This is a genomic window from Promicromonospora sp. Populi (assembly GCF_041081105.1).
GTDB lineage: Bacteria > Actinomycetota > Actinomycetes > Actinomycetales > Cellulomonadaceae > Promicromonospora.
The window spans coordinates 958,558-979,320 of the sequence record NZ_CP163528.1 but is presented as its reverse complement, the minus strand read 5'-3'; the positions used below and the strand labels follow the sequence as shown (position 1 = coordinate 979,320).

Below are 20,763 nucleotides of genomic sequence, written 5' to 3'. Positions count from 1 at the left end.
GAACGGCGGACAGGGCAGCCTCGCCCGGCCGACCGGGCCTCAGAGCACGCGGGCCTGTCCGCTCAGGGCGTTCCACCCGAGGCGCCCGCCGAAGGCGAGCAGGACCACGCCCGTCACGCGGTCGGTGACCCGCGCGATCGCCCGCCCGGACAGCCAGCGCTTCGCCAGACCGGCGGCGTTGATCAGGAGGGCCAGCCAGGCGAACCCGAGGACGTCGTGCTCCACTGCCAGCAGCAGGCCCATGAGCAGGTGGGGCACGTCGTCGGGGAGGAACTGGGGGATGGTAGCGAGGTAGAAGACGCCGATCTTCGGGTTCAGCAGGTTGGTCGTGGCGCCGAGGGCGAACGAGCGCCAGGCGGAGCGTCGGCCGGCGGTCACGGGGACGTCGCTGGACACGGCGGGGCTCGACAGCGCGGGGGTGGAGACGGCAGCGTCGGGCAACGCGTCGTAGCGGCCGGGGCGGAAGCTGGACCACAGCATCCGGCCGCCCAGCCACACGAGATACGCGGCGCCGGCCAGGGTGAGCGCACGGTAGGCGGTCTCGGAGGCGGCAAGGACCGCCGTCGCGCCGACGGCGGCAGCGACGCCCCAGGCCAGGACGCCCACGTTGATGCCGAGCGCCGTCGCGTACGCGTGCCTGCGTCCGCTGACGACGGCGGTGCGAAGCACGAGCGCGCTGTCCAGGCCCGGCATCAGCGTCAGGGGGATCGCGACGAGCGCGAACAGGAACATCGCCTCTGGCACGGTCATGCCCGCGACAGTACCGAGCAGTGGGCCACCGGATCCAGCATCCAGCGAGTCCTGAGCCCGACGACGTCGTCAGGCTCAGGACTCGCGCGTGGTGTCACGCACTGCGGTGCTTGGTTCCTCGCCCGCTCGGAGCCAGTCGTCGGACTCCCTGGACAGGGTGCCCTGCAGCACCAGGACCGCGAGGATCAGCCCGACGACACCCACCGGCGAGCCGCCCGCGACCAGCGTCAGGACCAGCTGGATCAGCCCGCTGACGAGGATGAGTCCCTCCACGACGATCACCGGCACCCGCGCCCGGACCCGACGTCGGGCAAGGCCGACAGCCCCGACGATCAGTACCGGAACGACAAGGACGCAGATCAGCCCGGCGGCCAGGTCGAGGCCCGCGTCCCTGCCGTATTCCATGTCGGACACCGCCGAGGCGATGGTGATGGCCCCGACGAAGCCGTTGCCGGCGGCCTGCAGCCAGAGGATGACGATGGCGCCTGTCAGGTTGGGAGGGCGCTTGTCCTTTTTCGCTTCCATCTTCGCTTCCATGCCCCGAACCGTAGGGCGGCGGCTCGGGGACCCCTCCCGGCTATATCGTGGAGCCATGCGCGTTCTTGTCTCCGGAGGGGCCGGCTACATCGGCTCACACACCGTCCTCGCCCTGGTAGCCGCCGGTCACGACGTGATAGTCGTCGACGACTTCTCCAACTCCAAGCCATCGGTCCAGGGCCGCCTGGAGGCGCTCGCCGGCCGGGCGATCCCGTTCCACGGGTTCAACCTGACCGACGCCGACAAGACCGAGCGGCTGTTCGCGCACGAGCGGATCGACGCCGTCATCCACTTCGCCGGGTTCAAGGCGGTGGGGGAGTCGGTGACCAAGCCGTTGGACTACTACCGCAACAACCTCGACTCCACGTTCGCCCTGGCCGCGTCGATGCAGAAGTACGGGGTGACGAAGCTGGTGTTCTCGTCGTCGGCCACCGTCTACGGCGAGAAGGCGCCCGTGCCGTACCGGGAGGACTACGAGTACCTGTCGTCGTCGTCGCCGTACGGGCAGACGAAGGTGATGATCGAGCGTGTCCTGACGGACATCGCACAGATCTCGGAGGGCTGGAAGGTGGCGCTGCTGCGCTACTTCAACCCGGTGGGCGCGCACGAGAGCGGCAACATCGGCGAGGACCCGCAGGGCATCCCGAACAACCTGATGCCGTTCATCGCCCAGGTTGCCGTGGGGCGGCGGGACAAGCTGACCGTGTTCGGGAACGACTACCCAACGGCAGACGGCACCGCTGAGCGGGACTACCTGCACGTCACCGACCTGGCCGCCGGGCACGTCGCGGCGCTGGAGCACCTGGACGACATGTCGCAGCCCGCGCGGGCGTTCAACCTCGGCACCGGCACGGGCACGTCCGTGCTGGAGCTGCTCAAGGCATTCGAGCGCGCGGTCGGCCACGAGCTGCCGTACGAGATCGGCCCGCGCCGGGCCGGCGACCTGCCCGCGTTCTGGGCCGACCCGACGCGCGCCAACACGGAGCTCGGCTGGCACGCGACCAAGACGATCGACGACATGTGCGCCGACACCTGGCGCTGGCAGTCGCAGAACCCGAACGGCTTCCCGGGCGCCTGAGCCTCAGACGAGCGGGTTGCCGATCGGCGGGGTCTCCAGGCGGTCGAACTCGAGCTGCGGCACACCGTCGTCGAGATCCGGCCCGCTGGTCCTCGGGTCACGCACGATGCGCGGCGTCCGGTCCACCGGCTCGGCGTGTGCCTCCTCGAAGGCCCGCACGATCGACCAGGGCAGGCGGATGTAGCCCTCGACGTCGAACCCGTTGGCGATGGCCCAGGCACGCATCTGTGCCGGGGTCGCCCGGTTGCGGCCGTCGGTCGGCTTCTTGGCCCCCGACTCGTCGATCAGCTTGGGGAACTCCACCGGCGTCGCCTCGACGATCGGCTCGATGACGGAGTCCCGTGAGCAGCCGAGCGTGTCCGCGACGCGCCACAGCTCCTGGCGGACCTCCAGGTGGTACCGGTCGGCCTCGATCGCCTGGTGGACGAGCGCGTCGAAGAACGCCTTGCGGGCCGCGGCGGCCGCGTCCGAGGTCAGGCGGTAGAGCACCTCGGCCTCGGACAGCCCTACCGCGGTTTCGGGCGTCAGCCGCCCGTCCTGGAGCGCCTCCGCGATGAGCGCCAGATAGCCGTGCGTGCGCACGTCGGCGACGGCGGCTATCCCGTCCGCCAGCGGCTGCCCGGAAAGCGACGTCAGAACGCTCGGAGCGCGCTTGCCCGGCCAGGGCCGGGGAGCGTCCGGCTCACGGCTGGGCGCTGTCGGCCACGGGTACACCCAGGCGCGGAGCGTGACCTGCAGCAGCTCGGGCAGGTCGTTGACGCCGTCCGAGGTCTCGACGAACCGGCCGAGCAGGCCGGCCACCCCGCGGGCCTCGTGCACGGGGTTGGAGCTCGACGGGAGGCCACCACCCGAGAACGGCACACCGGCGGCGGTGCAGCAGTCCGACAGGCGGCGGTGCACCAGGCCCGGAAGGTAGTGGTAGCTCGCGTCGATCATCGTCAGCTGGGCCAGCGCGGGAAGGTCCCAGCCCAGGTGGGAGAGCTCGGAGCGCAGCACCTCGATACCGAGCCGGCCGTTGTGCGTCACGATCGCCATCTGGGACAGCCGTTCACGCAGGGTGCCGGCGACGTCGGCGAGCGCGATCCAGGCGCCGTCCGGGTGGAGCACCGCCGACCACTCGTCGACGACTGCGCCCCGTTCATCGACGCGAACGACCGCTATCTCCCGTAAGCGGGCACGATCGAGCTGGATGCCGGTGATCCGCGTCGACACCGCTGCGTACGCGGGCTTGCCCACGCGTCCATCCCTCGCCATGCGCGTCCTTCCTCGACAGCCGTGCCGCCGGTGGCGCTACGACGCGCCACAGAGTGTCATCAGTGCGAGAGTCCCGAAAGTGGAGAACGTACGAATATGTCGGATTCTGTGAAAATCACTACCAAAGATAGCGGACCGCCCCCCGATTATTAACACTTGTGGGGGGTGTTTGGCCACCGTCTGGAGCAGGTCAAAAGTGGAGGTCAGCGTGCTGTCGAAGATCTCGATCATGGACTGGCGTGCGATCGCGGCACTGGGGTTCGCCCTGCCCTACCTCGCACTGACCCTCGTGGGGGAGCAATTCGGATGGCTCGAGCTGTCGACGTCCGACGCTCTGACCAGCCCAATCACCATTGTTGCCCTAGGTTGCCTGCTCGCCGGAGCGGCCCTCGCACTCGCCCCGGTCCTGCAGGACGGAACCTACCCCGTCCTCAACATACTCGTCGGCGCGGCGATGCTGATCGGCTTTGCCTGGGCTGTGCTCGTGCTGGCACAAGCGAGGTACGGCTGTGACCCGATGAACGTCTTGCCCGGCTGCGGGTGATCTTCAGAAAGTTTGGTACCGGATCGGCTCGGCAGTGATTTTCCCGTGCCGGTTGCCGTGCTCGCGCTGCGCTGTAGGGACAGAATGCGAACGTGTTCCAACGCCCCGCCAACCATCGCGTCTCGAGCCGTGAGCTCGTAGCGCTCGGCACCGCCAGCCAGGTGCCCACGAGGACCCGCAACCACAACGGCTACGCGCTGTTCTGGGACGACGAGGTCATCCTGTTCGACCCCGGGGAGGGATCCCAGCGCCAGATGCTGCACGCCGGGATCTCGGCGACAGCCCTGACCCGGATCGCGATCACGCACCTGCACGGTGACCACAGCCTCGGGCTGGCGGGCGTGGTGCAGCGCATCAGCCTCGACGCCGTGCCGCAGACCGTGCCGGTGACGTTCCCGGAGTCCGGCCGGCGCTGGGTCGAGGCCCTGTGCGACTCCACCGCCTACTACCACCAGGAGCACCTCGCGCTGCAGGGGTTGTCCCGCGACGGTGTCGTGCCGCGTGTGCCCGGCGAGCTGCACGGCCCGGCCGTCCTGAGCGCCGCCCGCCTGGACCACTCGCTGGAGGCGTACGGGTACCGGCTCGACGAGCCGGACGGTCGGCGCATGGACCAGGAGCGCCTGGCCGCGGCAGGCATCACCGGGCCCGACGTGGGACGGCTCACCAAGGAGGGGACGCTGCGGACCCCGCACGGCACCTTCCGAGTCGAGGACGTCAGCGAACCCCGCCTGGGGCAGTCGTTCGCGTTCGTGATGGACACCCGGATGTGCGACGCCGTGTGGGCTCTCGCCGACGGCGTCGACCTGCTCGTCATCGAGTCCACGTTCCTGGACCGCGACCGGGACCTGGCACGCGACCACGGCCACCTGACCGCCCTGCAGGCGGCGACAGTGGCCGCCCAGAGCGGCGTGCGCAGCCTGGTGCTGACCCACTTCTCGCAGCGGTACACCGACCCGACGGAGTTCGAGAAGGAGGCGCGCACCGTGTTCGACGGCGAGCTCACCGTGGCGGCCGACCTGGACCGCATCCCGGTACCGCGGAGGCAGTAGCGCTCGGTCAGGGACGGTTCGCGGTGGCACTGGTGGTGCGAGTGGTCTAGCCTGATACACGAAAGCCGGGGCAGGTCTCCCGGTTATAGATTGGCCGCGGCCCTTTCAGTTTTCACTGAGGGGGCCGTTAGGCATTTCTGAGGCAGGTTCGGGCATCTCCGCGACGACCGTCGAGACGGTCTGGTGCGACACGAGCCACTGTTCCGCCGTCGGCTCGACCGCTTCGAGTACTCGGCGTGCAGCTCTGAGGTGGCCCTTCACAACAGCACCGCCCGGCAGGAGCGGCTCGAGGTGCGCGATCCGGTTCCGAAGCCGGTACAGGCCGTCGACGTCCTGCACCAGGTTCGCGACTGGTCGTGCCAAGTTCGGGAAGGCAAGCGAAATGGCTTCGCGCCAAAGGAGCTGGCGGCCGGGATCCTTGCTCGGCAGGAGAAACCTCCAGGTGCTGAACATCATCTGAGCCAGAACATCGTCATGGGTCATAGTCCGGGGACCGGTGCTGGAATCCTTGACCGCGAGCATCGCGCGACGGGTTGCCTTGTCGATCTCCGTACGACGAACGATCCACTCGACCAGTCGTGACGGGTCGAGGAGCCAGTCAGGTCCGTGCGGCCGGCCGGTCCTCGGGTCGATCTGCGTCGCATTCCAGGTTCGCAGCTCGGCATCCATGGCATTGCGGAGGAAGACCTCCAGAAGGTGCAGCATCTTGTAGACCGCGGAAGACATGTCCACGTTCCACTGGTACAGCGAGAGCGCGGCGCGCACGTTGCAGTCCGAGGCTCTCAGGTACGGGGCAAGGCGTGGCGGGCTGAGCAGCGTGGCGACGACTCGGTGGTGCGTTGCGGTCATGGTCGGAATGGCCATCTGGGACTCCTCGGGGACTGAGAATGAGCGCTCCAAGGCTCCCAGAGGTGATCTCGCTTGGCATATCTTGCTGAACTTTGTTGCTTATACGCAACGGCGTCCGGGCGGCCCTTGACGCCGGGCTCTCCACCGTCGTCGACCTGCGCAACCCCGCCGAGATCAAGCAGGCTCACGACCGGTTTCCCGGCGCCACCGGGCCAGGCGAGATCGTCACCCGCAACACCCCGACCGAGGACCCCGGGGACCCGCACTTCCCACCCGCGGTCCTATGCGCCCAACATCGCCATGTACCCGCACCTGATCGGCGGCGTCTTCCGGGCGAGCGGGGCGCCTGGGTCCAGCACCCGGGGGAGACCTGGACCGCCCAGCAGCTCGACGTGCGCGTCCGCGAGCGCCGGGCGGCGCTCCTGGGGTGGCTCGCGGACCTGGACCCGGTCGCCTACCTGCGGTATGCCGGGCTGGACGAGGCCCGTGTCAGGAGCTTGCGGTTTCGGCTGCGGCGGGAGCCGTGGTCCCGGGCTCATGGGTCCGCGGTCCAGGCAGCTCCAAGGTCATGAACACGCTGTGCGGGTCGAGGGTGTAGGTGCCGAACGGTCCGCACTCGGTGAACCCGTGCCGTGCGTAGAGGCGTCGTGCCGGGGCGAAGTAGTCCTGTGTTCCTGTCTCGAGGCTCACCCGGGTGTACCGGCGTCGTCGGGCCTCGGTGAGGATCGCGTCCAGCAGGGCGGATGCGACGCCGCGGCCCCGGGCGTGGGTTGCGGTGCGCATGGACTTGATCTCGGCGTCCACCTCGGGCGGGTGAACAGGGTCGAGGGCGCTGAGGGCGCCGCAGCCGAGCAGGGCGCCGTCGTCGTCCCGTGCGGTCCAGAAGGTGAGGGACGGGGCGAGGAGCGCCGAGTGGTCCAGTGCGTGCACGCTCTCGGGCGGGGAGGTGGCGAACATGTCGGTGAGGTGCTCGTCGAGGAGCGTGCGGACGTCGGCGAGGGCGGGGGATTCGGGGGCGATGTGCACGGCACCATCTTCGGCGCGGGTGCGGGTCGCGCTGTCCGTATGGCGGGCCCCTGTGGCGCAGGTCACGTCACGGGAGTAGGAATCTCCTCGTGCGCGGACGCCCGTGCGCTGCAGACCGGCCCGGGACGGACCGGGAACCCATAGGAGAACTACGATGTCGCTGCCCAGCCCGAGCTACACCATCACCCTGCGTGTGGAGGTGGCCGCGTCGCAGCGGGCCACGAGCACGGTGGTAGCCGCGGTAGCTGACGCCGGTGCCGCGGTCATGGGGGTCGACATCGCGCACTCGACGTCGCACGGCCTGGTCGTGGACGTCACGTGCGACACGATCGACGCGGAGCACGGTGAGCGGGTCGTGGCGGCGGTGAACGCGATCGAGGGTGCGGAGGTGCTCAAGTCGAGCGACTCGACGTTCCTGATGCACCTGGGCGGCAAGATCGAGGTGACGAACAAGGTGCCGCTCAAGACGCGTCGTGACCTGTCGCGCGCGTACACGCCGGGTGTGGCCCGGGTGTGCCTGGCGATCGCGGAGAACCCGGAGGACGCCCGCCGGCTGACGATCAAGCGCAACACGGTGGCGGTGGTCACGGACGGCACCGCGGTGCTCGGTCTGGGTGACATCGGTCCGGCCGCGGCGTTGCCGGTGATGGAGGGCAAGGCGGCGCTGTTCAAGGAGTTCGGCGGGGTGGATGCCTGGCCGGTGTGCCTCGACACGACGGACACGGATGAGATCGTGCGGATCGTCAAGGCGATCGCGCCTGTGTACGGGGGCGTGAACCTGGAGGACATCGCGGCTCCGCGCTGTTTCGAGATCGAGGCGCGGCTGCGCGAGGAGCTCGATATCCCGGTCTTCCACGACGACCAGCACGGCACGGCGATCGTGGTGCTGGCGGCCATGATCAACTCGCTGAAGGTGGTCGACAAGAAGCTCGAGGACGTGCGGATCGTCGTGTCCGGTGTGGGTGCGGCGGGCAACGCGATCATCCGGCTGCTCAAGGCGCAGGGTGCACGACACATCGTGGCGTTCGGGCGCGGCGGTGCGCTGCACCCCGGGGTGGTGACCGACGACCCGCACCGGCGCTGGATCGTGGAGAACACGAACACCGGTGGGTTCGCCGGCACGCTGCAGGAGGGCCTGAAGGGAGCCGACGTGTTCATCGGGGTCTCGGCCGCGGGCATCCTGTCGGGTGCGGACGTGGCGCAGATGGCCGACGGCGCGATCGTGTTTGCCCTGGCCAACCCGACGCCGGAGGTGGACCCGATCGAGGCGTCCGAGACGGCGGCCGTGGTGGCCACGGGGCGCAGCGACTACCCGAACCAGATCAACAACGTGCTGGCGTTCCCGGGGCTGTTCCGTGGCCTGCTCGACACGGGCGCCAAGGACATCACGACGGAGCTGCTGCGGGTCTCGGCGGTGGCGATCGCGGACGTCGTCGGGCCGGACGAGCTGAACAGCGCGTACATCATCCCGGGGGTGTTCGACCACAGGGTCGCCGAGGCCGTGGCGGACGCGGTGCGCAGGCAGGCGTAGGGCTCGCCCTGACAGCAGTCCTGACAGCAGTGTGCCCCGGTGCGGAGACCGCATCGGGGCACACTGCTGTGTGGCTCGGGGGCCGTTCGGCTGGATCAGCCGGACGGTCAGCCGATGCTGCTGATCGTCGTGTTGACGATGCCGCTGACCATCGCGGCGGCGCCGAGCACGAGGACGAGGAGCGCGCCGGTGGAGGCGACCAGGGGGATCCACCAGCGGACGGGCTCGGGCTGGGTGTAGCCCAGGCGCCGGGCGCCGGTGCGATCGAGAATGGTGTCGTTGGTGTTGATGCTGGTGTTCACGCGGCTGCTTGCGCGCTTCTTGCTGGCACTGTTGCTCACACTGATTGAGACGCTTGGGGAGCGGGAAACGATGCCCCCTTGCCGATAACAGTTCGGGAACGTTACTGCGTCTCGGGACGGGGCACGGGTCCCGGGGGAGTTGAGGCCAGCGTGAAGAACATCGGGTTCCTGTCCTTCGGTCACTGGACGCCGCATCCGCAGTCGGGCACCCGCTCGGCGTCGGACGCGCTGCTGCAGTCGATCGACCTGGCCGTGGCCGCCGAGGAGCTGGGCGCCGACGGCGCGTACTTCCGGGTGCACCACTTCGCGCGCCAGCTCGCGTCGCCGTTCCCGCTGCTCGCGGCCATCGGGGCGCGGACGAGCCGCATCGAGATCGGCACGGGCGTGGTCGACATGCGTTACGAGAACCCGCTGTACATGGCGGAGGACGCCGGTGCCGCGGACCTGATCTCGGGCGGCCGGCTGCAGCTCGGTATCAGCCGTGGGTCACCCGAGCAGGTTGTCGAGGGGTACCGGCACTTCGGGTACGAGCCAGCGCCCGACGACGGCGGCGCGGCCGACCTGGCCCGGGAGCACACCGCCCGGTTCCTGGAGGTGCTCGACGGCGAGGGGTTCGCCGAGCCGAGCCCGCACCCGATGTTCCCCAACCCGCCGGGCCTGCTGCGGGTCGAGCCGTACTCCGAGGGGCTGCGCCGGCGTATCTGGTGGGGTGCAGGCTCCCGTGCGACGGCGGAGTGGACGGCGGCGCAGGGGATGAACCTGATGTCGTCCACGCTGCTGACGGAGGACACCGGGGTGCCGTTCCACCGGTTGCAGGCCGAGCAGATCCAGCGGTTCCGGGACGCGTGGGCGCAGGCGGGCCACGAGCACGAGCCGCGGGTCTCCGTCAGCCGCAGCATCTTCCCGATCACCGACCAGCGCGACCGGCAGTACTTCGGCATGGAGGTCTACAGCGAGGACCAGGTGGGTCACCTCGACACCGGTCCCGCCCGGTTCGGCAAGACGTACGCGGGCGAGCCCGATGCGCTGATCGAGGACCTGCGCGAGGACGAGGCGGTCGCGGCGGCCGACACGCTGCTGCTGACGGTGCCCAACCAGCTCGGCGTCGACTACAACGCGCACGTCATCGAGAACATCATCAAGCACGTCGCGCCAGGACTCGGCTGGCGGTGACGCGCTGGGCCGGCGCGCCGTCCAGTACGGCAACCGGAACGTCACCCGCGATGTCGCCCGTCGTCAGGCAGCCGTGCGGCCGCGGCGGTGGGACCCTGCGGGAATGACGATCATCCGGACACCCGAGCCGCCGGACGCCGACGGGACCTGGGCGCAGCTGTACGCGGGCGACCTCGACACGCTCGGCTACGTGCCCAGCCACACCCGGGTGATGGCGACCAACCCCGAGGCGCAGCGCGCGTTCGAGGCACTGGTGGGCGCCGTCGTCCCGAGCATCGGCCTGCGGCTCTACGAGCTGGTGACCCTCGCGGCCGCCGGGGCGATCGGGTCCCAGGCGTGCCGCCTGGCGCACGGGCGCAAGTCGCGCACCCTGTTCGACGACGCCCAGCTCGAGCTGATCGCCCGGGACTTCCGCACCGCTGGTCTCACTCAGCTTGAGGTCGCGGCGATGGAGGTCGCCGAGCGGGTCAGCGGGGACTCCGCGGCGATGACCGAGGCGGACACGCTGCGGCTGCGCGAGCTCGGGCTCACCGACCGGCAGATCGTCGACGTCGTCCTGGCGGCCGCGGCCCGCAACTACTACAGCCGGGCCCTGCACGCCCTGGCCGTCCCGCCGGACGTGCCGCCCGACCTGCCGGAACCTCTCCGGGAGGCGCTGGCAGGCGGGCTCCCCGATCAGCACGCGTAGGCGGCGACACCCCTAGGCGGCGCAGGGCCTGGCCACGTCCCGGGACCCGCCAAAACCTGTCTCAAGACCTGTCTCGGGCATTTCCGCCAGGACGACCAAGCGCTGCCGGGCCAGCTCGCGAACCCGGCGCAGCGCATCGGGACGTGCCAGCAGGTACACGTGCGACCACGGACCCAGGGGACCGCCGCCGGCCGCCGCGAACACCGACCGCTGCGCCGTCCACCGCTCCCAGTGCCGCACGAACTCGTGCGGCCGCACCACGCGGCACCGGTCCAGCTGACCATCCAGCGCGTCCGCCAGCGACACGTCGACCGCCACCAGCACGGGATCCCAGCCACGCAGCCGCGCCAGCAGACCCAGGGCCAGCCGACGGCGGCCGCGGGTGGCGGTGTCGTGCACCAGCAGCGGGGCGGTCGAACGCGGACCGCGCACGACCCGCGCCACCGTCATCACCGCGTGCAGCGTGTGCCCCGCCCAGCGATAGGTGCCGTACGGCGCCCAGGAGGGCAGCCGCCTGGCGATCGCGCGCCGGTAACGGTCGGGATCCAGCACGACGCTGCGGGGGACGTCGTCGGCGATCCGAGCCAGGAGGGTGCTCTTGCCGGCGCCCGGCACACCACCCACGACGATCATCAGCGGATCGGGCACTCCATCGCGCGACCTATCAGACGCATCAGCGAGGAAACCGGGGGAGTCGGGGACCGGGCGCGGTCGAGAGAGTTGGGCGGGTGTTGTCACGTGGTCCTCCATTGGTAGGGGGCCGGGTGAGCAGCATCGCGCGAGCCGATCCAGGATCGCCGGGAGCACCCTGAAAAGGCGCTGAACCGGGTGTCGGGAGGCCCTAGGGCGCAGACATCGAACAGTTGCTCGTTACGAGCCTTACAACGCCACAAACGGTCCGTTTTGTTCCCACTCCGGTAGCCCTGGTTCACTCGAGGCACCGACCCGACAGACATGGCACGATCAAGCACGTGAACAGCAGACCCGCCGACGCAGAACGACTGCGCGACCTCGCCCTGCTGCGCCGCGTACGCGACCGCATCGACCGCGACTACACCCAGCCCCTGGACGTCGAGGCGCTCGCGGCCGGGGTGCACATGTCGGCCGGGCACCTGTCACGCCAGTTCAAGGCCGCCTACGGGGAGTCCCCGTACAGCTACCTCATGACGCGGCGCATCGAACGCGCGATGATGCTGCTGCGCCGCGGCGACCTGAGCGTCACCGAAGTCTGCTTCGCCGTCGGCTGCTCGTCGTTGGGCACGTTCAGCACCCGGTTCACCGAGCTGGTCGGGGTGCCGCCGAGCGTCTACCGGAGCGACCCGACGCTGGCGGGCCAGTCGGTCGACACCACAGGTATCCCGGCGTGCATCGCCAAGCAGGTGACCAGGCCGGTGCGAACCCGGCCCACGAGAACCTGATACGAGAACCTGATCAGGAATCGAGAAGCGAACACCCCGAACCGGGATCTAGCGTGACTGTCATGAGCGCAGACACCAGCATCACCATCCAGCAGACGTTCCTCCCGCACACCGACCCCGAGGCCTCGCTGGCCTTCTACCGGGACGCCCTCGGCTTCGAGGTCCTCCTCGACGTCGGCCAGGGCACCATGCGATGGATCACCGTGGGCCCCGAAGGCCAGTCCGGCACGTCCATCGTGCTGACGCCGCCCGCCGCCGACCCCGGCGTGACCGACACCGAGCGCCAGACCATCGCCGAGATGATGGCCAAGGGCACCTACGCCGCCGTCATCCTGGGCAGCAAGGACCTGGACGGCACGTTCGACCGGGTGCAGGCCACCGGCGCCGAGGTCATGCAGGAGCCGATCGACCAGCCGTACGGCTTCCGCGACTGCGCCTTCCGCGATCCCGCGGGCAACACCGTGCGCATCAAGCAGCTCTGAACCAACTCAGTCCTGAACGAAATCAGTCCTGAACGAAATCAGTCCTGAATCAAGCAGCTCTCGGACTCTCCTGCGTGGCGGGCTATACCTGGTCCGCCCGCAGGTACAGCACACCCTCTGCCGAGACGACGCCGCTGCCGGTCAGCTCCACGCCGTCCGCCAGCGCGCGCACCCGGATCAGACTCCGCCGACCCAGTGCCGTGCCCTGCTCGATCTCCACCGCCACACCCTCGCCAAGGACGCCGTCCTCGACCAGCCGCGCGGCCAGCGGCCCCGCCGCGGTGCCCGTCGCCGGATCCTCCGGGATACCCATGATCGGGTTGAAGAAGCGCGCATACGGCGCCACGCCGGCCCCGACGCGGAACCTTCCGACCCGGAGCCCTCCAGCGCATACACGTAGCACCCCTCCGCGCCCACGGCCCGCAGCGCGTCAGCCAGACGCCGGGGCTCGGGCACCACCCGGTCCACGACCTCCCGCGAACGCACCTCGGTCAGCAGATGACCGGCACCCGTCGAGATCACCCGCGGAGAGCTCCCGGCCAGGTCCGCCGCCTTGATCCCGAGCGCACCCGCCAGCCCACCCCGGCCACCGGCGCGCAGCACCTCGCCCGCGACCGGCGCCAGCTGCGTCATCGTCACCGAGACCCCGTCGTCGGCCCCTGCCGCGCCGTCAGCCCCCGGAATGACACGCACCCGGAGCAGATCGTCACCGATCTCCTGGACGAAGTCCTTACGCCCCGCCGGCAGCCGACCAGCCCCCGCCAGCCAGATCCACGCACCCACGATGTTGTGCCCGGCCCCGCCGACCTCCTCGCCGGAAGGCGTGAACGACCGGAACCGGAAGTCCGCCCGATCGTCCAACGGCGCAAGCACAAACGTCGTCTCCGACTGGTTGAACTCCCGCGCGATCGCCCGCATCGTCGCCACCGGAAGAGTGTCGGCATCCGGCACCACGGCAACCGGGTTACCCGCCAGAGGCCGCTCCGCGAAGACGTCGACCACAACGAACGCAATGCTGCTCGCATCATTCACGGCGCAACTCTAGGGGCACCGACAACCGGACAGAACACCCACAACTCAGATCACCCGCAACCGATCAGATATCGAGAAGCGGCGCTCGCCGGTGGCCGCCTAGTGTGGCTGTCATGGACATCCACCCCGCCGACGGCCACGACCTCATCCGTGTCCAGGGCGCTCGCGAGAACAACCTCAAGGACATCAGCCTTGATATCCCGAAGCGCCGGCTGACCGTGTTCACGGGCGTCTCCGGTTCGGGCAAGAGCTCGCTGGTGTTCGCGACCGTCGCCGCGGAGTCGCAGCGGATGATCAACGAGACCTACAGCGCGTTCGTGCAGGGTTTCATGCCGTCCCTGGACCGGCCGGAGGTGGATCAGCTCGACGGGCTGACCACGGCGATCGTCGTCGACCAGGAGCGGCTGGGGGCCAACCCGCGGTCCACGCTCGGCACCGTCACGGACACGAACGCGCTGTTGCGCATCCTGTTCAGCAGGCTGGGGCAGCCGCAGGTCGGGCCGCCGATCGCGTTCTCGTTCAACGTCCCGGCGCGCAAGGCGAGCGGGGTCATGACCTCGTCCACGGGCGAGAAGACGATCGTGCGCGAGCAGGTCTACCACGGCGGCATGTGCCCGAAGTGCGAGGGCCGCGGCCAGGTCTCCGACCTGGACCTGACCAAGTTCTTCGACGACTCGCTGTCGCTGGCCGACGGCGCGATCAAGATCCCCGGCTACAACGCCGACGGCTGGATGGTGGCCAGCTACACCGAGTCGGGCTTCCTGGACCCGAACAAGCCGATCCGCGACTACAGCGAGACCGAGCTGCACGACTTCCTGCACAAGGAGCCCACCAAGATCAAGGCCAAGGGCATCAACATCACCTATGAGGGCCTTGTCTCGAAGATCCGTAAGTCGGTGCTCAGCAAGGACGTCGAGTCCCTCCAGCCCCACGTCCGGGCGTTCGTGGAGCAGGCGGTCACGTTCGTGACCTGCCCGGAGTGTGACGGGACCCGTCTGGCGGAGGCGGCGCGCTCGTCGAAGATCGACGGCATCAACATCGCCGACGCGTGCGCCATGCAGATCAGCGACCTGGCCGCCTGGGTGCGCAAGCTCGCCACCACCGACGACGGCGCGGCCACCGGCCCGCTCCTGGCGGGGCTGCAGCTGCAGCTGGAGAAGTTCGACGAGATCGGCCTCGGATATCTCTCGCTCGACCGGCCCTCGGGCACGCTGTCCGGGGGAGAGGCGCAGCGCACCAAGCTGATCCGGCACCTCGGCTCGGCGCTGACCGACGTCACGTACGTCTTCGACGAGCCGACCATCGGCCTGCACCCGCACGACATCCAGCGCATGAACCGCCTGCTGGTCGAGCTGCGGGACAAGGGCAACACCGTGCTCGTCGTCGAGCACAAGCCGGAGGCCATCGCGATCGCCGACCACGTGGTCGACCTCGGGCCTGGCGCCGGGTCGGCGGGCGGCACCATCCAGTTCGAGGGCACGGTCGAGGAGCTTCGCAAGAGCGACACCCTCACCGGCCGGCACCTCGGATACCGCTCCAAGCTCAAGGACTCGGTGCGTACGGCGTCCGGGGCGCTGGAGATCCGCGGGGCCAGCACGCACAACCTGCGCGACGTCGACGTCGACGTGCCGCTCGGTGTGCTCACCGTAGTGACCGGCGTGGCCGGGTCCGGCAAGAGCTCGCTGATCCATCGCTCGCTCCCGGACGACGGCGGCGTCGTCACCGTCGACCAGGGTGCGATCAAGGGATCACGCCGGTCCAACCCCGCGACCTACACGGGCCTGCTGGACCCGATCCGCAAGGCGTTCGCCAAGGCCAACGGCGTCAAGCCGGCCCTGTTCAGCGCGAACTCCGAGGGCGCCTGCCCCACCTGCAAGGGCGCAGGCGTGATCTACACGGAGCTCGGCTTCATGGACACCGTGGCCACCACCTGCGAGGACTGCGGCGGCAAGCGGTTCGACGCCTCGGCCCTGGTCTACACGCTCGGCGGCGGCCAGGCCGGCAGCGCCGGCGAGACCGGCAAGGACATCAGCGAGGTGCTCGCGATGCCGGTGGCCGAGGCCACGGCATTCTTCGCCAAGGATGGTCCCGCGCCCGTTCCGGCCGCGCACAAGATCCTGGAGCGCCTGACCGACGTCGGCCTCGGTTACCTCGGCATCGGTCAGCCGCTGACCACGTTGTCCGGGGGAGAGCGGCAGCGGCTCAAGCTCGCCGTCGAGATGGCTCGTGAGGGTGGCGTCTACGTGCTCGACGAGCCCACCACCGGCCTGCACCTGGCCGACGTCGCGAACCTGCTCGGCCTGCTCGACCGGCTCGTCGAGTCGGGCAAGTCGGTCATCGTGATCGAGCACCACCAGGCGGTCATGGCGCACGCGGACTGGATCATCGACCTCGGTCCTGGCGCGGGGCACGACGGCGGCCGCGTGGTCTTCGAGGGCACACCCGCCGATCTCGTGGCGCAGGCAAGGGCGGGGCAGCCGACGGTGACGGGGGAGCACCTCGCGGACTACGTCGGCGCGTGACCCTGCGCGGCGTCGGGCCGGACGACGATCAGCGCCCCGCGCGCACCAGCCCCGACTCGTAGGCGCAGACCACCATCTGTGTCCGGTCGCGCAGGTCGAGCTTGTTCAGGATGCGCGAGACGTGCGTCTTGACCGTCTGCTCGGCCAGGACCAGATCGGCGGCGATCTCGGCGTTCGACTGCCCGGCGGCGACGAGCTTCATCACGTCGAGCTCCCGCTCGGTCAGCGTGGAGAGCGTCGCGTCGGGCGAGGACGGCAGGGTGGGGCGCGTCGCATAGTCGGCGATCAGCGCCCGCGTGATCTTCGGGGACAGCAGCGCCTCGCCCGCCGCGACCATCCGGACCGCGTGGGTGAGCTCCTCGGGCGGGGAGTCCTTCAGCAGGAACCCGCTCGCCCCCGCCCGTAGCGCCGAGAACACGTACTCATCGGCGTCGAACGTGGTCAGCATGATCACCTTCGGCGGGATCCCGGGCATACCCAGGATCGCGCGGGCCGCGTCGAGCCCGTTGACCTTCGGCATCCGGATGTCCATCAGCACGACGTCGGGCTGCGTATGGCGCACGACCTCGGTGATCCCGGCGCCGTCGTCGGCCGTGCCCACGACCGTTATCCCCTCGTGCGCGTCCAGGAGCGCCGCGAAGCCGGCACGGATCATCGACTGGTCGTCGACGATCAGTACCCGGATCGAACCCTCGGCAACGTCGGGTCCTGGCGGCATGGGACCAAAGTAGCCGACACCGAGAAGGAAGCCGAAAGTATGACGGCGGTTCGCTCTCCCGGGGGACGCGCAAGGCGTCCTATACCGCATAACCTGCAGAGGATGAACCACCCAAGCAACGCGGCACCGCTGCACGAGGCGGCACTGTCACGCGGCGCGGCCGCACGCGGCCGCGGGCCGCGGCACTGGCGGCTGCGCTCTCTGACCCGCCTCGACCTCACCACCTTCTCGATCGCCCGCCGCGAGGTCATCTGGATGTGGACGGTCGTCTCGATCGCCGCCGTCGCGCTCGTCGCCGTCGGCTGGCCCGTCACGGCATCCGGGTACGACACCCATCCCGCCCCCGCGATGGCCTGGACCCTCGTGCACTGCGCCGCCGTGATCCTGGCCGTGCGCTGGCCGTGGGCCGGGCTCGGCGCATCCATCCCGGCGGCCCTGGCCCTGATGGTCGTGACGGCAGACGCCGGCCCCGAATGGCCGTGGCCCTGGCCCGTCACCGTGCTCCTCGCACACTGCCTGACCGTGCTTGTGCTCGCCCTGCGCCACTCCTGGTACTGGGCCGCGTCGCTGTGGTCGGCCGGGGCGATGCTCACCGTCCTCGCCCCGGCCTTGATCGTGGACGACGCCGGAGAGTCCGCCGTCGCCAACGGCGTAGTGCTCGTCTCGCTCAGCGGCGGCATCGCCCTGGTCGGCGTCCTCATGCGCCTCTGGATCCTCAGCGTCGTCCGCATGGAACAGGCCGAGCGGCTCAGCGTCGCCGAAGCCGGCCGCCGCCGAGAGCTCGAGGAACGCAACCGGATAGCCCGCGAGCTGCACGACGTCGTCGCGCACAGCATGTCCGTCATCACCGTCCAGGCCACCACCGCGCGCTACCGCCAGCCCGGCCTCGACGAGGCCGTACAGCAGGAGTTCGAGGAGATCGCAGCCTCCTCCCGGCGCGCCCTGGGCGAGATGCGCGGCCTGCTGGGCGTCCTGCGCGGCCACGACACCGCACCCACCGCCCCGCTGCCCACCCTGTCCGACGTCGCCGGGCTCATCGAGTCCACCCGCGCCTCCGGCGTCGAGATCACCTACACCGGCACCGACACACACGTGCCCGACGCCATCGGCCTCACCGGGTTCCGCGTCGTCCAGGAAGCCCTGAGCAACGCCCTGCGCCACGCCCCAGGATCCGCCGTGACCGTCACCATCTCCGACGACCCGCACGACCTGCGGGTCCGCGTCACCAACACACCACCCGCACGCGACGAGGAACCCACACCGGGCGCGCGCCTCGGCCTGGCGGGCATCAGCGAACGCGTCGCCGCCGTCGGCGGAAGGGTCACCGCCGGCCCCACCCCCGACGGCGGATTCGAGCTCACCGCCACCCTCCCCGTCGTCGAGGACACCGACCCACTACTCACGTAGGGGGTCAGGTTGGCTCCCGCGGGGGACGCGCAGGTCGCGGCCCGGTTCCTAGGTTGACACCTATGACGACCGAAGCCCCGCCACGCCCGGCCGGCCAACGCCGCACGGCCCGCAACCCGCAGACCAACGACTACTTCGAGCTGGTCGAACGTGCCACTGCCGCGGGCCTGATGGGTCGTCGCATCGGCTGGTACGTCGGCCGCACCATCGCCGTCGCGGCGGGCCTGGCGGTCGCGTTCACGCTGCTGCTCACCCTCGGGGACACCTGGTGGCAGCTTGCGGTGGCCGTGCTGTTCGGTGTCGTGTTCACCCAGGGCGCGTTCCTCGCCCACGACGGCGGGCACCACCAGATCTTCGCCTCTGGCAGCCGCAACGACTGGTTCTCGCGGATCATCGGCAACCTCGTGGTCGGGCTCAGCATCGGCTGGTGGACCCGCAAGCACAACAAGCACCACGGCAACCCCAACGTGATCGGCAAGGACGGCGACATCGAGACCGGTGCGCTCGTGTTCGTGCCCGGCGACCAGATCGGGCGCACCGGGTTCATGGGCTGGGTGACCCGCCGCCAGGGCTGGCTGTTCTTCCCGATGCTCGCGCTGTTCGGCCCCGTGCTCCACTTCAAGTCCGCCGAGACCCTCCTCACGGTGCCGGGGGTCAAGCACCGGGCCGTGGAGAGCGTGCTCCTGGCCATCCGGATCATCGGGTTCCCGACGCTGGTGTTCCTCACACTGGGCCCGGCCCTTGGTACCGCGTTCCTAGTGGTGCAGCTCGCCACCTTCGGCGTCTACATGGGTGCGACGTTCGCCCCGAACCACAAGGGCATGCCGCTGCTCCCGAAGGACCTCAAGATCGACTTCCTGCGCCGCCAGGTGCTCACGTCGCGCAACATCCGCGGCGGGCGCTTCGTGGCGTGGGCCATGGGCGGACTGAACTACCAGGTGGAGCACCACGTGTTCCCGCGGATGCCCAGCGTCAACCTGGTCCAGGTGCGCCCGATCGTGCAGCAGTTCTGCGCCGAGCGGGACATCCCGTACACCGAGACCGGCCTGTTCGAGTCGTACGGGATCATCGTCAGCTACCTGAACCGGGTCGGGCTCGGTTATGCGGACCCGATGGACTGCCCGATCGCGGCGCGGTACCGGTAGTTCTGCACCTGTAGCTCTGCGCCAAGTGGCGGGGGAGGGGCCTGACCGACGTCGTCGTCGGTCAGGCCCCTTCTGTCGTCCCCTGCGCCGTGCGCGCTGATGTCCGGTGATCAGCGTCAGCGTGAGGGTGCGGGCGCGGGAGCTCGGGCTGGACTGGTCGGTGGCGATGGTCGTGTCAGTGGCGGGTGCGAGACTCCTGCCGTGAGCGAACGTGCAACCGTCCCTGTCGACGTCGTCCTGCGGCTGGCCGCCGTGCTCGAGCCTCTGCCGGAGTGCATCGAGAAGGACGCCTGGACCGGCGTGGCCTGGCAGGTGCGGCAGGCCACGATCGCACACGTGTTCGGGGGAGAGGACGGCCTGATCCGGGTCACCTTCCGCGCCGAGCCCGACGAGGTGGAGGCGTTCCAGCACCTCGGTCCGCAGTACTTCAAGGCGGACTGGGGGAGCAACGTCGTCGGGATGGTGCTGGACGAGGGCACCGACTGGGAGGAGCTGACCGAGCTGCTCACCGACTCGTACTGCATCCAGGCGCCGCAGAATCTCACTGACCAGGTGAGCCGGCCGGACGCAGCCGACGCGACAGAGCGTCCGGGCTGAGGCGGGCCGGACTGGGCTGAGGCAGGCTGAGTAGTGTCGTGACATGACGAACCGCACGACGGTCGAGACCTGGGTCAGCGACTACGAACGGCTCTGGCGGACGGCAGGAACGGCCGGCCTGTCGGACCTGTTCACGGCTGACGCGTCGTACCTGCCGTCGCCCTGGGCATCGCCGATCGTGGGACTGCCTGCGCTGACGGAGTTCTGGGAGGCCGAGCGTGACGGCCCGGACGAGTCGTTCACGATGTCCAGCGAGGTAATCGCTGTGGATGGTTCGACGGCGATCGTCCGGGTGAACGTCGAGTACAGCGGCGACGACGGGTCCAACGGTCGCTGGCGTGACCTGTGGGTCCTGACGTTCGACGACGACGAACGCTGCGCCGCCTTCGAGGAATGGCCGTTCGCACCACGTCAGCGAGACGGACACGAACCGCACGCCAGCTGACCCACAGGTTCGCACTTGGGCAATCTCCCGCAGAATCCCGCCGACTCCCCATTCAACCGATAATGCACATTATGTCATTACAGCGAGGAAGTTGGCCTGGGGCCCGCTCCCGGGTTGTCGACAGACGGTATGGACAAGAGCATCCAGGCCACTTCATTGCGGCATATTTGTTGCGGCATAGTCCACGTTGCGACGCCGGGCCCTAAAAACGGCAGG

21 protein-coding genes and 2 pseudogenes are annotated in these 20,763 nt (G+C 69.6%); 13 read left to right on the top strand and 10 right to left on the bottom strand.

What is annotated here, in order from left to right; translation table 11 throughout:
* Window positions 1-39 precede the first annotated feature (39 nt).
* Both AB1046_RS04420 and AB1046_RS04415 read right to left on the bottom strand, forming a co-directional pair.
* Entirely contained in the window at window positions 40-750 is a 711-nt protein-coding gene (locus tag AB1046_RS04420; protein WP_369372727.1) for a LysE family translocator, read from the bottom strand.
* Window positions 751-825: 75 nt separating this feature from the next.
* Window positions 826-1,287: a hypothetical protein gene (locus tag AB1046_RS04415; RefSeq protein WP_369372725.1), complete on the bottom strand. Its 462-nt coding sequence runs from the start codon at window positions 1,285-1,287 to the stop codon at window positions 826-828.
* A 55-nt stretch (window positions 1,288-1,342) separates the two neighbouring features.
* On the opposite strand from AB1046_RS04415, the gene galE reads away from it, so the two are divergent.
* Window positions 1,343-2,365, top strand: a complete 1,023-nt coding sequence (gene galE, locus AB1046_RS04410; RefSeq protein WP_369372723.1) for a UDP-glucose 4-epimerase GalE — start codon at window positions 1,343-1,345, stop codon at window positions 2,363-2,365.
* Between the two features lie 3 nt (window positions 2,366-2,368).
* Here the strand turns inward: galE and AB1046_RS04405 are convergent, their stop codons facing one another.
* Window positions 2,369-3,601: a hypothetical protein gene (locus tag AB1046_RS04405; RefSeq protein WP_369372721.1), complete on the bottom strand. Its 1,233-nt coding sequence runs from the start codon at window positions 3,599-3,601 to the stop codon at window positions 2,369-2,371.
* 226 nt (window positions 3,602-3,827) lie between these two features.
* On the opposite strand from AB1046_RS04405, the gene AB1046_RS04400 reads away from it, so the two are divergent.
* Window positions 3,828-4,163, top strand: coding sequence for a hypothetical protein (locus tag AB1046_RS04400; RefSeq protein WP_369372719.1), 336 nt, complete (start codon window positions 3,828-3,830; stop codon window positions 4,161-4,163).
* A 92-nt stretch (window positions 4,164-4,255) separates the two neighbouring features.
* Window positions 4,256-5,212: a ribonuclease Z gene (locus AB1046_RS04395; RefSeq protein ID WP_369372717.1), complete on the top strand. Its 957-nt coding sequence runs from the start codon at window positions 4,256-4,258 to the stop codon at window positions 5,210-5,212.
* Between the two features lie 105 nt (window positions 5,213-5,317).
* Here the strand turns inward: AB1046_RS04395 and AB1046_RS04390 are convergent, their stop codons facing one another.
* Entirely contained in the window at window positions 5,318-6,076 is a 759-nt protein-coding gene (locus AB1046_RS04390) for a hypothetical protein (protein ID WP_369372715.1), read from the bottom strand.
* A 474-nt stretch (window positions 6,077-6,550) separates the two neighbouring features.
* On the bottom strand, window positions 6,551-7,087 hold the full coding sequence (locus AB1046_RS04385) for a GNAT family N-acetyltransferase (protein ID WP_369375568.1): 537 nt from the start codon (window positions 7,085-7,087) through the stop codon (window positions 6,551-6,553).
* A gap of 154 nt (window positions 7,088-7,241) precedes the next feature.
* On the opposite strand from AB1046_RS04385, the gene AB1046_RS04380 reads away from it, so the two are divergent.
* Window positions 7,242-8,618, top strand: coding sequence for an NAD-dependent malic enzyme (locus tag AB1046_RS04380; protein ID WP_369372713.1), 1,377 nt, complete (start codon window positions 7,242-7,244; stop codon window positions 8,616-8,618).
* A 107-nt stretch (window positions 8,619-8,725) separates the two neighbouring features.
* On the opposite strand, the gene AB1046_RS04375 is transcribed toward AB1046_RS04380, so the two are convergent.
* Window positions 8,726-8,920: a hypothetical protein gene (locus AB1046_RS04375; RefSeq protein ID WP_369372711.1), complete on the bottom strand. Its 195-nt coding sequence runs from the start codon at window positions 8,918-8,920 to the stop codon at window positions 8,726-8,728.
* 150 nt (window positions 8,921-9,070) lie between these two features.
* On the opposite strand from AB1046_RS04375, the gene AB1046_RS04370 reads away from it, so the two are divergent.
* Both AB1046_RS04370 and AB1046_RS04365 read left to right on the top strand, forming a co-directional pair.
* Window positions 9,071-10,093: an LLM class flavin-dependent oxidoreductase gene (locus tag AB1046_RS04370; protein ID WP_369372709.1), complete on the top strand. Its 1,023-nt coding sequence runs from the start codon at window positions 9,071-9,073 to the stop codon at window positions 10,091-10,093.
* A gap of 103 nt (window positions 10,094-10,196) precedes the next feature.
* Window positions 10,197-10,781 carry a carboxymuconolactone decarboxylase family protein gene (locus tag AB1046_RS04365; protein WP_369372707.1) on the top strand — a complete coding sequence of 195 codons (585 nt, stop codon included), beginning with the start codon at window positions 10,197-10,199 and terminating at the stop codon, window positions 10,779-10,781.
* A gap of 12 nt (window positions 10,782-10,793) precedes the next feature.
* On the opposite strand, the gene AB1046_RS04360 is transcribed toward AB1046_RS04365, so the two are convergent.
* Window positions 10,794-11,429, bottom strand: coding sequence for an AAA family ATPase (locus tag AB1046_RS04360; protein ID WP_369372705.1), 636 nt, complete (start codon window positions 11,427-11,429; stop codon window positions 10,794-10,796).
* 323 nt (window positions 11,430-11,752) lie between these two features.
* Between AB1046_RS04360 and AB1046_RS04355 the strand changes: the two genes are divergently transcribed.
* Together AB1046_RS04355 and AB1046_RS04350 are read left to right on the top strand one after the other, a co-directional pair.
* On the top strand, window positions 11,753-12,199 hold the full coding sequence (locus AB1046_RS04355) for a helix-turn-helix transcriptional regulator (protein ID WP_369372703.1): 447 nt from the start codon (window positions 11,753-11,755) through the stop codon (window positions 12,197-12,199).
* A gap of 62 nt (window positions 12,200-12,261) precedes the next feature.
* Window positions 12,262-12,681, top strand: coding sequence for a VOC family protein (locus tag AB1046_RS04350; RefSeq protein WP_369372701.1), 420 nt, complete (start codon window positions 12,262-12,264; stop codon window positions 12,679-12,681).
* Window positions 12,682-12,853: 172 nt separating this feature from the next.
* Here the strand turns inward: AB1046_RS04350 and AB1046_RS04345 are convergent.
* Window positions 12,854-12,994, bottom strand: a pseudogene (locus AB1046_RS04345) (PhzF family phenazine biosynthesis protein); the annotation flags it as partial.
* Between the two features lie 125 nt (window positions 12,995-13,119).
* Window positions 13,120-13,632, bottom strand: a pseudogene (locus AB1046_RS04340) (PhzF family phenazine biosynthesis protein); the annotation flags it as partial.
* A gap of 194 nt (window positions 13,633-13,826) precedes the next feature.
* On the opposite strand from AB1046_RS04340, the gene AB1046_RS04335 reads away from it, so the two are divergent.
* A complete protein-coding gene (locus AB1046_RS04335; protein ID WP_369372699.1) occupies window positions 13,827-16,235 on the top strand; it encodes an ATP-binding cassette domain-containing protein in 2,409 nt (802 codons plus the stop codon).
* 28 nt (window positions 16,236-16,263) lie between these two features.
* Here AB1046_RS04335 and AB1046_RS04330 read toward each other — a convergent pair whose 3' ends face one another.
* On the bottom strand, window positions 16,264-16,953 hold the full coding sequence (locus AB1046_RS04330) for a response regulator (protein WP_369372697.1): 690 nt from the start codon (window positions 16,951-16,953) through the stop codon (window positions 16,264-16,266).
* Window positions 16,954-17,055: 102 nt separating this feature from the next.
* Between AB1046_RS04330 and AB1046_RS04325 the strand changes: the two genes are divergently transcribed.
* The 4 genes from AB1046_RS04325 to AB1046_RS04310 all read left to right on the top strand — a co-directional run bounded on the left by AB1046_RS04325 (window position 17,056) and on the right by AB1046_RS04310 (window position 20,547).
* Window positions 17,056-18,360: a histidine kinase gene (locus AB1046_RS04325; RefSeq protein ID WP_369372695.1), complete on the top strand. Its 1,305-nt coding sequence runs from the start codon at window positions 17,056-17,058 to the stop codon at window positions 18,358-18,360.
* Between the two features lie 62 nt (window positions 18,361-18,422).
* Window positions 18,423-19,505 (top strand): fatty acid desaturase, encoded by a 1,083-nt coding sequence (locus tag AB1046_RS04320; RefSeq protein ID WP_369372693.1) that lies wholly within the window; start codon window positions 18,423-18,425, stop codon window positions 19,503-19,505.
* Window positions 19,506-19,706: 201 nt separating this feature from the next.
* Window positions 19,707-20,102 carry an MmcQ/YjbR family DNA-binding protein gene (locus AB1046_RS04315; protein WP_369372691.1) on the top strand — a complete coding sequence of 132 codons (396 nt, stop codon included), beginning with the start codon at window positions 19,707-19,709 and terminating at the stop codon, window positions 20,100-20,102.
* Between the two features lie 43 nt (window positions 20,103-20,145).
* On the top strand, window positions 20,146-20,547 hold the full coding sequence (locus AB1046_RS04310) for a nuclear transport factor 2 family protein (RefSeq protein WP_369372689.1): 402 nt from the start codon (window positions 20,146-20,148) through the stop codon (window positions 20,545-20,547).
* Window positions 20,548-20,763: the final 216 nt, after the last annotated feature.